Annotated in this window: 9 protein-coding genes; 3 read left to right on the top strand and 6 right to left on the bottom strand. The window is 73.7% G+C overall.

Annotated features, from left to right (window positions below):
- The first annotated feature begins 234 nt into the window (after positions 1 to 234).
- Positions 235 to 882, top strand: a complete 648-nt coding sequence (locus QMQ26_RS23300) for a DUF6230 family protein (protein WP_100836306.1) — start codon at positions 235 to 237, stop codon at positions 880 to 882.
- A gap of 142 nt (positions 883 to 1024) precedes the next feature.
- The gene (locus QMQ26_RS23305) at positions 1025 to 1588 is read left to right on the top strand and encodes a DUF6114 domain-containing protein (protein WP_282202574.1); all 564 of its coding nucleotides are present in this window, start codon (positions 1025 to 1027) and stop codon (positions 1586 to 1588) included.
- A 127-nt stretch (positions 1589 to 1715) separates the two neighbouring features.
- Here the strand turns inward: QMQ26_RS23305 and QMQ26_RS23310 are convergent, their stop codons facing one another.
- The gene (locus QMQ26_RS23310; protein WP_282202575.1) at positions 1716 to 1934 is read right to left on the bottom strand and encodes a hypothetical protein; all 219 of its coding nucleotides are present in this window, start codon (positions 1932 to 1934) and stop codon (positions 1716 to 1718) included.
- Between the two features lie 60 nt (positions 1935 to 1994).
- On the opposite strand from QMQ26_RS23310, the gene QMQ26_RS23315 reads away from it, so the two are divergent.
- A complete protein-coding gene (locus tag QMQ26_RS23315) occupies positions 1995 to 2816 on the top strand; it encodes a hypothetical protein (RefSeq protein WP_282202576.1) in 822 nt (273 codons plus the stop codon).
- A gap of 74 nt (positions 2817 to 2890) precedes the next feature.
- Here QMQ26_RS23315 and pyk read toward each other — a convergent pair whose 3' ends face one another.
- From pyk to QMQ26_RS23340, 5 genes are all read right to left on the bottom strand, one after another.
- Positions 2891 to 4321 carry a pyruvate kinase gene (gene pyk / locus QMQ26_RS23320; protein WP_100836303.1) on the bottom strand — a complete coding sequence of 477 codons (1431 nt, stop codon included), beginning with the start codon at positions 4319 to 4321 and terminating at the stop codon, positions 2891 to 2893.
- A gap of 112 nt (positions 4322 to 4433) precedes the next feature.
- Positions 4434 to 5639 carry an acetate kinase gene (locus tag QMQ26_RS23325; RefSeq protein ID WP_100836302.1) on the bottom strand — a complete coding sequence of 402 codons (1206 nt, stop codon included), beginning with the start codon at positions 5637 to 5639 and terminating at the stop codon, positions 4434 to 4436.
- Positions 5636 to 7855 (bottom strand): phosphate acetyltransferase, encoded by a 2220-nt coding sequence (gene pta / locus QMQ26_RS23330; protein WP_282202577.1) that lies wholly within the window; start codon positions 7853 to 7855, stop codon positions 5636 to 5638. The genes QMQ26_RS23325 and pta overlap by 4 nt, the downstream gene beginning before the upstream one ends.
- A gap of 145 nt (positions 7856 to 8000) precedes the next feature.
- Positions 8001 to 10442 (bottom strand): 1,4-alpha-glucan branching protein GlgB, encoded by a 2442-nt coding sequence (gene glgB / locus QMQ26_RS23335; RefSeq protein WP_282202578.1) that lies wholly within the window; start codon positions 10440 to 10442, stop codon positions 8001 to 8003.
- Between the two features lie 155 nt (positions 10443 to 10597).
- Positions 10598 to 12031 carry a maltokinase N-terminal cap-like domain-containing protein gene (locus QMQ26_RS23340; RefSeq protein WP_100838488.1) on the bottom strand — a complete coding sequence of 478 codons (1434 nt, stop codon included), beginning with the start codon at positions 12029 to 12031 and terminating at the stop codon, positions 10598 to 10600.
- Positions 12032 to 12253: the final 222 nt, after the last annotated feature.

Raw genomic sequence — 12253 nt, forward strand, 5'->3', positions numbered from 1 at the left:
CCGGGTGAGGGCAGGGGGGTAACCGCAGATCCCACGCGGCGGTTCCTGGCCTCGAAACGGCCGCGCGGCCCGCGCGGCCGCCTGGTTGTCGCTCGGGGGTGATCGCCGGCGCCGTCCCCACGGCAGCAGGCGCTCTCCGCTACCGAGGACGTAGCTCTCTCCCATCCCGGGCCGGACCACGTGCGGGACGCACCGGAACGACCGGAGATGTACGTCCTAGAAGGAGGACCACGCATGTCCCAGTCCTACGGCAAGACCCGCTGGAAGCGCTTCGCCCTGGTGATGGTGCCCAGCATCGCGGCCACCGCCGCGATCGGCGTCTCGCTGGCCAACTCCGCCCTCGCGGCCTCGTTCTCGGTCTCCGGCCAGCAGTTCAAGGTCACCGTCGACGACCTGCAGGGCGAGGGTTTCTCCCAGTTCGGCGGCGTGGACGTCGAGAAGAACGGCACCCCGCACCCGGTCGCGGTCTCCGCCTTCGACCACGCGACGCTGAAGAACCTGTGCCAGTCGGTCGTCACCGACCTCGGCCCGCTCGGCAAGTGGACCCTGGTCCTCAACGCCGGCCAGAGCGACGACAAGGCGAAGCAGGTCGACGCCCAGCAGCTGCTGATCGACCTCAACCAGCTGAACGCGGACGCCGAGTTCAAGAACATCAACATCGGCCAGGACGCCGGCACCCTCAAGGGCTCCGCCGTCAAGAAGCTCCAGGACGACGGCGGCACCCTGCCGACCGGCGCCCAGGGCTTCGCCCAGGCCGCCGACTCCGCGCACCTGCAGCACGTCCAGCAGACCGCGTGGGCCACCTCGGCCGGCACCTTCACGCTCAACGGCCTGAAGCTGAACATCAACAAGGGCTCCGGCGCGGGCGTCGAGTGCTACTAGTCCGCCCCTGAGGGCCCGCCCGCCGGGCCCGACGGCGGACCACCGGTGCGAGGGGGCGGCCGCGCCGCCCCCTCGCACCGCACCCCGGCGCACCCGGGACCATCCGTCTTCCCCCTCGGACCCACCATCGAGGAGTCGCACCATGTCCAGCGCAACCGTCGAGGCCTGGCCCGAGAACCCGGTCGGTCCGGTCGGCCGCACCCGGCGGGGGTTCCGCGCGTGGCGGCGCACCCGGCCGTTCTGGGGCGGGCTGCTCGCGATGATCGCCGGCGTGCCGATCCTGTACTTCCCCTACGCCCACCTCAGCCTGGGCGGCCTGACGGTGGCGATGGCCACCACCGCCGGCGCCGGCTCGATGATCATCGGCCTGCTGATGATCTCGCTCGGGCTGACCGCCTGGTTCCAGCCCTTGGTGCGGATCTTCTGCGGGGTGGCGACCACCATCCTGGCGCTGATCTCCGTCCCGGTCTCCAACCTCGGCGGCTTCGGCATGGGCCTGGTGCCCGGTCTGATCGCCGGCGGCCTGCTGGTGTCCTGGGCGCCGCTGCCGGAGCCGGTCGCCGACCCGGCCACCGAGTCCGCGGCCGAGTTCGCCGCCGCGCCGCAGCCGGCCCCCGTCGCGCAGCTGCCCGCGCAGGCCGCCGCCGAGCGGCCGCTGGAGCACGGGGCCGTCCCGCAGGCGCCCGCCGGAGAGGAGCAGCGGTGACCGGACCCGAGAAGCCGACCGTCCAGGGCCCGCGGCACGCGGTGCCCCGGGAGGGGGTCCGCTCCCGGCTGCGCGGACGGGCGCTGGCGATCGCCGCCGTGCCGACCGCGCTGCTGGTCGGCGCGGCCTACGCGCCGACGCTGGCCGCCGCCGACCCGCAGCAGAGCGGCGCCTGCGCCCCGGACACGGTGCTGAAGGAGACGCCCGTCCCGAAGAGCGAGATCAAGGTGCTGCCGGACTCCTCGGTGAGCCGGGCGGCGGCCGCCGGGCAGGCCCCGGCGGGCAGCGCCGCCGCGGTGCCGGCGGTCCTCACCGGCCCCGCGACGGCGCAGTCCGCCGTGTACACCGTGCCGAAGGCGGGCGCCGCCTCCGGCGGGGTCCAGCAGGCCGGGGTGATCGACGACTGGTGGAACGACCTGATCCACCCGGGCGCGAGCGCCTCCCCGTCCCCGACGCCCTCGCCGACCGCGCGGCCCACCACCGCCGCGCCGACCACCCCGCGGCCACCCCGGCCCCGTCCGGCGCCCCCCGCGCCGCCGGGACGCCCGCCGCCCCGCCCGCGTCCTCCGCCCCGGCCGCGAGCGGCTCCACCGCCCCGAAGCCCACCGCCTCCGGCGGCACCGCGCCCAAGGGCAGCGCCTCGCCGTCGTCCTCGCCGTCGCCGTCCGCCTCCGCCTCCGCGGACCCGAACTGCCTGGTCAGCACCAAGGGCCTGGCCGCGAAGGCGGCCCCCTCCGGCCACGTGGTGCCGGACCAGAACTGGGTGCTGCACTCGACCCGGCTGGCGCTGCACGGCTCGGTGTTCAACGGCGTCTACGACGTCACCACGGAGAGCGGCACCAAGCGGGTGCTGAAGTTCACCACGGCCAGCGTCGACATCGAGAACCTCGACATGTCGACCATCCAGATCCCCGGCCTGACCTTCCACGTGAAGAGCCGCGAGGGCTCGACCTCGACCATGCGCAACGGGCCGATCACCATGTACGTGGAGAGCCTGTCGGGCAACCTGGCGGCGGTCTACGGCCTGCCGATCCCGATCGACCTGGGCCAGATCACGCTCACCCCGGACACCCTGCCGAAGTGGCTCTGGGACCTGCTGGGCGCGGTGCCGATCCCGTTGGACCTGACGCTGACCCACGCCAAGGCGGTGCAGGCGGGCCAGTTCGGCGGCGACCTGACCATCCCCGGCATGCGGCTGTTCAACGACAAGGAGCCGTACGACGGCTGACCGGCCGCCACGGAACGCCGCAGGGGCGGGACCCGGTCCTCGGGTCCCGCCCCTGCGGCGTTCGTGCGGGGCGCTCAGCTCTCCGAGCGGGCGCCCAGGTGGTGCACCTGGACCATGTTGGTGGTGCCCGGGATGCCGACCGGCACGCCGGCCGTGACGATCACGGTGTCGCCCTCGGCGAGGCGGTTCATCTTGAGCAGCTCGCGGTCGACCTGCTCGACCATCTCGTCGGTGGTGGCCACCTGCTCCGAGACGTACGCCTCGACGCCCCAGCTCAGCGAGAGCTGGTTGCGGGTGGCGACGTCCGGGGTGAAGGCGATCACCGGGATCGGCGAGCGGTAGCGGGAGAGCCGGCGCGCGGTGTCACCGGACTTGGTGAACGCGACCAGCGCCTTGCCGTCCAGGAAGTCGCCCAGCTCGCACGCGGCGCGGGCGACCGAGCCGCCCTGGGTGCGGGGCTTGCGGCCCGGGTTGAGCGGCTGGAGGCCCTGCGAGAGCAGCTCCTCCTCGGCCTTCTCGGCGATCCTGCTCATGGTCTTGACGGTCTCGACCGGGTACTTGCCGACGCTCGACTCGGCGGACAGCATGACCGCGTCCGCCCCGTCCAGGATGGCGTTGGCGACGTCGGAGACCTCGGCGCGGGTCGGGCGCGAGGCGTGGATCATCGACTCCATCATCTGGGTGGCGACGATGACCGGCTTGGCGTTGCGGCGGGCGAGGGTGACCAGCCGCTTCTGGACCAGCGGCACCTTCTCCAGCGGGTACTCGACGGCGAGGTCGCCGCGGGCCACCATGATCGCGTCGAAGGCGAGGACGATCTCCTCCATGGCCTCGACGGCCTGCGGCTTCTCGATCTTGGCGATGACCGGCACACGAATGCCGACCTCGTCCATGACCTTGTGCACGTCGTCGATGTCCCCGGCGTTGCGGACGAACGACAGCGCGACCATGTCGACGCCCAGCTGGAGGGCGAAGCGCAGGTCGTCCTTGTCCTTCTCGGACAGCGCGGGGACGTTGACCGCCGCGCCGGGCAGGTTGATGCCCTTGTTGTTGGAGAGCACGCCGCCCTCGACCACCACGGTCTTCACCCGCGGGCCGTCGACGCTGACGACCTCCAGGGCGATGACGCCGTCGTTGATCAGGATCGGGTCGCCGGGCTTCACGTCGCCGGGCAGGCCCTTGTAGGTGGTGCCGCAGATGTGCTGGTCACCGGGGACGTCCTCGGTGGTGATGGTGAACGTGTCGCCGTTGTCAACGGTCACCGGGCCGTTGGCGAAGGTCGCCAGACGGATCTTGGGGCCCTGCAGGTCGGCCAGCACGCCGATGGTGCGGCCGGTGTCCTCCGAGACCTGGCGGACGCGGCGGTACCGGTCCTCGTGCTCGGCGTGGGAGCCGTGGCTCATGTTGAGGCGGGCGACGTTCATGCCCGCTTCGACGATGGCCTTCAGCTGTTCGTAGGAGTCCGTCGCGGGACCCAGGGTGCAGACAATTTTCGCTCGGCGCATATCCGTCAGTCTATCCGTTCGTGTTATCGGTACATTCAGCTCGTACCGTCAGATATCGCCAACGAACATTCCGAGGGGTGGGATACTGACGGGTAGTCATCCCGCGCGGGGCCTACACCTCGTGGACCAGCGCGAACGTCTGCTGGGCGATCTCCAGCTCCTCGTCGGTCGGCACCACGGCGACGGTGACCCGCGAGTAGGACGGCGAGACCGTCCGCGCCTCCCGCGAGCGCACCGCGTTCAGCTCCGGGTCGACCGAAATGCCCAGCTCCTCCAGATTGGCACAGACCGCGGCCCGCACCTCGGCGGAGTTCTCCCCGACACCCGCGGTGAACGCCACCGCGTCCACCCGCCCCAGCACCGCGTAGTAGCCGCCCAGGTAGCGCCGGACGCGGTGCACGTAGGCGTCGAACGCCAGCTTGGCGTCCTCCTCGCCCTCCTGGGCCCGGCGCACCACCTCGCGCATGTCGTTGTCCCCGCACAGGCCCAGCAGGCCGCTGCGCCGGTTCAGCAGGTCGTCGATCTCGTCGATGCTCATCCCGCCCACCCGGTGCAGGTGGAACACCAGGCCCGGGTCCACGTCGCCGGAGCGGGTGCCCATCACCAGGCCCTCCAGCGGGGTCAGGCCCATCGAGGTCTCCACGCACACCCCGCCCGCCACCGCCGAGGCCGAGGCGCCGTTGCCCAGGTGCAGCACGATCACGTTCAGCTCCGCCGGGTCCCGGCCGAGCAGCCGGGCGGTGGCCCGGGAGACGTACCGGTGCGAGGTGCCGTGGAAGCCGTAGCGGCGCACCCGGTGCGCGTCGGCGGTGGCCCGGTCGATCGCGTAGCGGGCCGCGTGCTCGGGCAGCGTGGCGTGGAACGCGGTGTCGAACACCGCGACCTGCGGCAGGTCCGGCCGCAGCGCCCGGGCCACCTCGATGCCGGTGATGTTCGCCGGGTTGTGCAGCGGCGCGACCGGGATCAGCCGGCGGATCTCGGCCAGCACCGCGTCGGTGACCAGGGTCGGCCGGGTGAAGCGCAGCCCGCCGTGCACCACCCGGTGGCCGATCGCCGCCAGCTCCGGCGAGTCCAGGCCCATCAGGTCCGCGGCCAGCTCCCCGGCCACCGCCTCCAGCGCCACGTCGTGCCCGGCGAACCGCCGCAGCGTCTCGCGCGGCTCCCCGGTCAGCGGCAGGTGCAGCAGTCGGCCGCCCTCCTCGCCGATCCGCTCCACCAGGCCGGAGGCCAGCTTCGAGCCGTCCAGCATGTCGATCAGCTGGTACTTCACCGAGGACGACCCGGCGTTCAGCACCAGGACACGGGTACCGGCGGTCACTGCGGGCCTCCTGCGGCGGGGTTCTCGGCGGCGGCGGGGGCTGCGGCCTCTGCGGGAGCGGGAGCGGAAGCGGGAACGGGAGCTGCGGCCTCGACGGCGGCGGCCTCGGCGGCGGTCTGGGACTGGATCGCGGTGATCGCCACCGTGTTGACGATGTCCTCCACCAGCGCGCCCCGGGACAGGTCGTTCACCGGCTTGTTCAGGCCCTGGAGCACCGGGCCGACCGCGATCGCCCCGGCCGAGCGCTGCACCGCCTTGTAGGTGTTGTTGCCGGTGTTCAGGTCCGGGAAGATCAGCACGGTGGCCCGCCCGGCCACCGCCGAGCCCGGCAGCTTGGTCGCCGCGACGTGCGCGTCCACCGCCGCGTCGTACTGGATCGGACCCTCCACCAGCAGGTCCGGGCGCTGCTCGCGGACCAGCTCGGTGGCCCTGCGGACCTTGTCCACGTCCGCGCCGGAGCCCGAGGTGCCGGTCGAGTACGACAGCATCGCCACCCGCGGCTCCACCCCGAACTGGGCGGAGGTCTCCGCCGACTGGATCGCGATGTCGGCCAGCTGCCGGGCGTCCGGGTCCGGGTTGACCGCGCAGTCGCCGTACACCAGCACCTTGTCGGCCAGGCACATGAAGAACACCGAGGAGACGATCGCCGCGCCCGGCGAGGTCTTGATCACCTCGAAGGCCGGCCGGATGGTCGCCGCGGTCGAGTGCACCGCGCCGGAGACCATGCCGTCCGCGATGCCCTCCTGCACCATCAGGGTGCCGAAGTACGAGACGTCGGCGACCACGTCCAGCGCCCGCTCCACCGTCATGCCCTTGTGCGCCCGGGCCTTCGCGTACAGCTCGGCGAACTGCTGGCGCAGCGGGCTGGCCGCCGGGTCGACGATCCGGGCCTGCGCGCCCGCGTCGCCGGCCTGCGGGAACTCGATGCCCAGCGCGGCCAGCCGGCGGTGCACCGCGTCCGGGTCGCCGAGCAGGGTCAGGTCGCAGATGTTGCGGCGCAGCAGCACCTCGGCGGCGCGCAGCACCCGGTCCTCGGTGCCCTCCGGCAGCACGATGTGCCGGCGGTCCGCGCGGGCCCGCTCCAGCAGCGCGTGCTCGAACATCATCGGGGTCACCCGCTCGGACCGGCTCAGCTCGATCCGGCTGGTCAACTCGGCGGTGTCCACGTGCAGTTCGAACAGGCCGAGGGCGATCTCGGCCTTCCGCGGGCTGTTCGGCCCGATCCGGCCCTCCAGGTGGGTGAGCGCCGCCGCGGTCAGCCAGGAGCCCTCCGACACCTCCGCCACCGGGGTGCCCGGGGCCAGCCGGGAGGCCAGCGCCATCACGTTGGGGCCCGGGTGCTGGCCGAGCGTCAGCAGCACGCCCGCGATCGGCGGGGAGCCCGCCGCGTGCGCCGCCAGCGACCCGATCACCAGGTCCGCCCGGTCGCCCGGGGTCACCACCAGCGCGCCCTCGGTCAGCGCGTCCAGGAAGGTCGGCAGCATCGCCCCGCCGAACACGAAGTTCCGCACGTCCCGGGAGAGCCCCGCCGTGTCGCCCAGCAGCACCGTCGCGCCGGTCGCCTCCACCAGCTGCGCCACCGTCGGCGCGGCCAGCGCCGGCTCCTCCGGGATCACGTACACCGGCACCGGCAGCTTCTCGGTCAGCGTCCGCTGCACCTGCTGCTTGGCCCCCGGCCGGACCCGGTTGGCCACCATCGCCAGGATCGAGCACCCCAGGTCCCGGTAGGCCCGGTGCGCGTTGCGCACCTCCGCGACCACCGCCTGCGGGTCCTCGTGCCGGCCGCCGACCACCGGCAGCACGCCCGCCCCGAACTCGTTCGCCAGCCGGGCGTTGAACGCCAGCTCGTCCGGGATGTTGGTCTCCGAGAAGTCGGTGCCCAGCACCAGCACCGCCTGGCAGCGCCGCTCCAGCTGGTGGAACCGGTCCACCAGCGCCGAGACCAGCTCGTCCTGCCCGCGGGCCGCCTGCAGCGCCGCCGCCTCGTCGTAGGTCAGCCCGTACAGCTCGGCGACCGGCAGGTCCAGCCGGTACCTGCCGCGCAGCAGCTCCACCACGTGGTCGCTGCCCGCCCCGCCGCCGTCGGGGGCGTGCACCAGCGGCCGGAACACCCCCACCCGGTCCACCTGGCGGGTGAGCAGTTCCATGACCCCGAGCTCCACGGCCTGTCGGCCGTCCCCCCGGTCGATGCCGGTCACGTACACGCTGCGCGCCACGGTGGAGCTCTCCGTCCGGTCGTCCCAGCCGGTCGTCCCGGGCTGCGGTCGTACCGACCATACCGTCGTACCACACGGGGGACTTGCTGCGGCACCGCCGCTACCGCCGCACGGGTCGGGTGCCGCGCGGCGGTGGCGGAGCGGTTCAGCGGGCCGGGCGGAGCCAGACGGTGGCCAGCGGCGGCAGGACCAGCTCGGCCGAGCGCGGCTGGGCGTTCCACGGCTCGGACTCGGACTTCACCGGGCCGGAGTTGGCCACCCCGCTGCCGCCGTACTCCTCGGCGTCGGTGTTGAGCGCCTCCTCCCAGACCTGCTCGGCCCCCTCCAGCCGCGGCAGGCCGACCCGGAAGCCGTGCCGGACCACCGGGGAGAAGTTGCAGACCGCCACCAGCGGGCTGCCGTCGGCGGCGAACCGGACGAAGGACAGCACGTTGTCCTCGGCCGCGCCGCCGTCCAGCCAGGCGAACCCGGCCGGGACGGTGTCCTGCTCGTACAGCGCCGGGGTGTCCCGGTAGACGTGGTTGAGCGCGCCGACCAGGCGCTGCACGCCGCGGTGGTCGGCGTGCGCCGGCCAGCCCTCGTCCAGCACCCACCACTGCGGGCCGTGCTCGTGGTCCCACTCCGCGCCCTGGGCGAACTCCTGCCCCATGAACAGCAGTTGCTTGCCCGGGTGGGCCCACATGAAGCCCAGGTAGGCCCGGTGGTTGGCGCGCTGCTGCCACCAGTCGCCGGGCATCTTGGCGACCAGCGCCTGCTTGCCGTGCACCACCTCGTCGTGCGAGATCGGCAGGATGTAGTTCTCCGAGTAGGCGTACACCATCGAGAAGGTCATCTCGTTGTGGTGGTACTTGCGGTGCACCGGCTCCTTGGCGATGTACACCAGCGAGTCGTGCATCCAGCCCATGTTCCACTTCAGGCCGAAGCCCAGCCCGCCGCTGTCGGTCGGCCGGGTCACCCCCTCCCAGGCGGTGGACTCCTCGGCGACCGTCAGCACGCCCGGGCAGCGCCGGTAGACGGTGGCGTTCATCTCCTGCAGGAAGGAGGCCGCGTCCAGGTTCTCCCGGCCGCCGTACTGGTTGGGCGTCCAGGCGCCGCCCTCCCGGGAGTAGTCCAGGTAGAGCATCGAGGCCACCGCGTCCACCCGCAGGCCGTCGACGTGGAACTCCTCGCACCAGTACACCGCGTTGGCGACCAGGAAGTTGCGCACCTCGGTGCGGCCGTAGTCGAACTCCAGCGTCCCCCAGTCCGGGTGCTCGGCGCGCAGCGGGTCGGCCGGCTCGTACAGCGGCTCGCCGTCGAACCGGGCCAGCGCGAAACCGTCCTTGGGGAAGTGCGCGGGCACCCAGTCGACCAGCACGCCGATGCCGTGCCGGTGCAGGGTGTCGACCAGGTGCCGGAAGTCGTCCGGGGTGCCGAGCCGGGCGGTCGGGGCGTAGAAGCCGGAGACCTGGTAGCCCCAGGAGCCGCCGAACGGGTGCTCCATCACCGGCATGAACTCGACGTGGGTGAAGCCGAGTTCGTTCAGGTAGCCGGGCAGCACCTCGGCGATCTCCCGGTAGGACGTCAGCTCCGGCCGCCAGGACGCCAGGTGCAGCTCGTAGACGGACATCGGGGCGCGGTGGTGCACGGTGCGGGCGCGCCGCGCCATCCAGTCGGCGTCCTGCCACTCGTGCCGGGAGGCGGTCACCACCGAGGCGGTCTCCGGCGGGCACTGGGTGGCCCGGGCCAGCGGGTCGGCCTTCTCCAGCCGGTGCCCCTGCCGGGTGAGGATCTGGTACTTGTAGTGCTCGCCCTCGCCGACCTCCGGCAGGAACACCTCCCACACGCCCGAGGAGCCCAGCGAGCGCATCGGGTGCGCGGTGCCGTCCCAGTGGTTGAACGAGCCGATCACCCGCACCCCGACCGCGTTCGGCGCCCAGACCGCGAACGCCGTGCCGGCCACCCCGTCGACCGTGCGCAGGTGCGAGCCCAGCGCCTGCCACAGCTGCTCGTGCCGGCCCTCCCGGATCAGGTGCAGGTCCAGCTCGCCCAGCGTCGGGGCGAACCGGTAGCCGTCCTCCTGGACCAGCGGCTCGCCGCCCGGGTACGTCACCCGCAGGGTGTAGCGCGGGAAGCTCTGCCCGGTCAGCAGACCGGTGAACAGGCCGCCCTGCTGGTGGGTCAGCTCCGCCGGGCCCAGCTCGGTCTCCACCACCACCCGCTCCGCGAACGGCCGCAGCACCCGGATCGCGGTGCCCGTCGGCAGCTCGTGCGCGCCCAGCAGCGCGTGCGGGTCGTGGTGCGCGCCGGAGACCAGCCGCTCCACCTCGGCCGGCGGCAGCGGGGCCTCCGGCAGCCGCAGCGCGCCCCCGGCGGCCGGCGGCCGGGCCGCGGCCGGGGCGGAGCCCGCCGCACCCGCCCGCCCGGCCGGCTTCGCCGCGGCGGACTTCGCCGGGGCCGCGGCCGGTGTCTTCGCGGCGGGGGCCTTCGCGGCGGGCTTCGCAGCGGGCCGCCCGGCGGTGGCCTTGCTGCGCGGACCGCTGCGGAACGTGGCCGGGACGGCCGGGGGGCGGTCGGCGGACGGGTCGAGCGGACCGAGCGGGGTCACGGCGGAATCCTCCAGGATCGGGGTGCCTTGCGCGGGGGGACGCGGAGAGCTGTCGGGGAGGGGCGGGTGGCGCGGGTCGTACGGGTCGTTCCGGTCGTACGGGTGGCGCGCGGGCGCGCGGCGGCCCGGCCGCCGGGCGGGCGGCCGGGCCCGGGTCAGACGGAGTCCGCCAGGCGGTTGATCGCGGCCAGCGGGATGGGAAGCCAGCTCGGTCGGTGCCGGGCCTCGTACACCACCTCGTAGACCGCCTTGTCGATCTCCAGCGCCCGCATCAGCTCCGGGGTGCCGGCCGGGTCGGCGCCGCCGCCCGCGGTGTAGCCCGCGCAGTACGCGGCCCGGTTGCGGGCGGCCCAGGCCGAGGCGAGCAGGGCCAGCTCCGGGTCCTGGCCGGGGGCGCCGGCCAGCAGGTGGGCGGCCGCGTAGTCGAAGGAGCGGAGCATCGCGGCGACGTCCCGCAGCGCGGGCTGCGGGAGGCGGCGCTCGGCCAGCGGCTTGGCCGGCTCGCCCTCGAAGTCCAGCAGCACCCAGCCCTGCGGGGTGCGCATCGCCTGGCCCAGGTGCAGGTCGCCGTGGATCCGCTGGACCAGCAGGCCGTCCAGGTGGGCCTCGGTGAGCTGCTGGAACGCGGCGCGCAGCGCGGGGCGGTAGCGCATCAGGCCGGGCACGGCGGTGACTGCGGAGTCCAGCCGGGCGGCCATCGCGTCGGCCAGCTCGGCGATCTTCGTCCGGTCCAGCCGGGCGGTCGGCATGCTGCGGGCCAGCACCCGGTGCACCTCGGCGGTGGCCCGGCCCAGCCGGTGCGCCTCGATCGCGAAGTTGCCCGGCGAGGGGTCGCCCTTGAGCCGGGCGACCTGGTCGAGGGCCAGCTCCCAGCCGTCCTCGGCGTCCTCCAGGTAGCGCTGCAGCAGGCCCAGGGTGGCGGGCTCGGAGCGCTCCAGTCGGCACTCGAACCAGGCGGCGACCCGCGGGATGCGGGTCGAGCCGGCCCGGGACAGCGCCAGCGAGAGTTCCAGGTCGGGGTTGGTGCCCGGGCTGATCCGGCGGAACAGCTTGAGGATGAACGCGGTGTCGTAGATCACCGAGGAGTTGGACTGCTCGGCGGTGGACGCCCGCCCCGGCAGGTTGCCCGGCAGGCCCGGGCCGGGGGTGCGGCGGAACGACAGCGAGCCGAACCGGTCGCCGGTGGCCAGGTGCTCCAGCAGCCGGCCGGTCAGCTCCGGGTCGTGCACCGCGTCGTAGAGCGTCGCCCCGTCGTAGGTGCCGCCCGTCAGCCGGCCCAGCACCGCCATCGGGCCGACCGAGGCGGGCTGCTCCGAGCGGATGCCCAGCAGCAGCTGGTAGACGTCCTCCGGGCCGGCGGAGGCGCCGCCGTACTCGACCCGCAGCAGCAGGTGCAGCAGGGCCGGGTCGCCGACCTGGAGCGGGGTGCCGACCACCGGGGTGAGCGCGGCGATCGGCCGGCCCTTGCCGGCGTACCAGCGTTGGGTGGGCAGCCACTCGGCGATCAGCGGCATGGCCGCCTGGACCAGTTCGCCGACTCCGGCGGCGGTTCTCCGGACCCCCGGTGTGCGCGTTCCCACCGGCCCCATGGCGGCGTCGGAGGGCTCACGGTGCACGTGGGCTTGAGAACGGGAGGGTTCGGACATGACTCCCTTTCCCCGGAAGCGGGCGGCTGCCCGACGAATCGTGGCCGGGCCCAGCAGTCTTCCGGATTTCGGCGGCGCGGCGGCGACGGCACGCGAGCAGCGGCTCGGTGTCACGCCTTCGTGTGGGTGGCCGTTGGGCTGTTCTCCGTACGCGGTGGTGCGAAG

Origin of the sequence: Kitasatospora fiedleri (assembly GCF_948472415.1) — a bacterium.
Lineage (GTDB): Bacteria > Actinomycetota > Actinomycetes > Streptomycetales > Streptomycetaceae > Kitasatospora > Kitasatospora fiedleri.

Coding starts and splice junctions, on each gene's coding strand:
- QMQ26_RS23305 (WP_282202574.1), top strand. CDS start 1,025: ATGTCCAGCGCAACCGTCGAGGCCTGGCCCGAGAACCCGGTCGGTCCG.
- QMQ26_RS23300 (WP_100836306.1), top strand. CDS start 235: ATGTCCCAGTCCTACGGCAAGACCCGCTGGAAGCGCTTCGCCCTGGTG.
- pyk (WP_100836303.1), bottom strand. CDS start 4,321: ATGCGCCGAGCGAAAATTGTCTGCACCCTGGGTCCCGCGACGGACTCC.
- QMQ26_RS23340 (WP_100838488.1), bottom strand. CDS start 12,031: ATGGGGCCGGTGGGAACGCGCACACCGGGGGTCCGGAGAACCGCCGCC.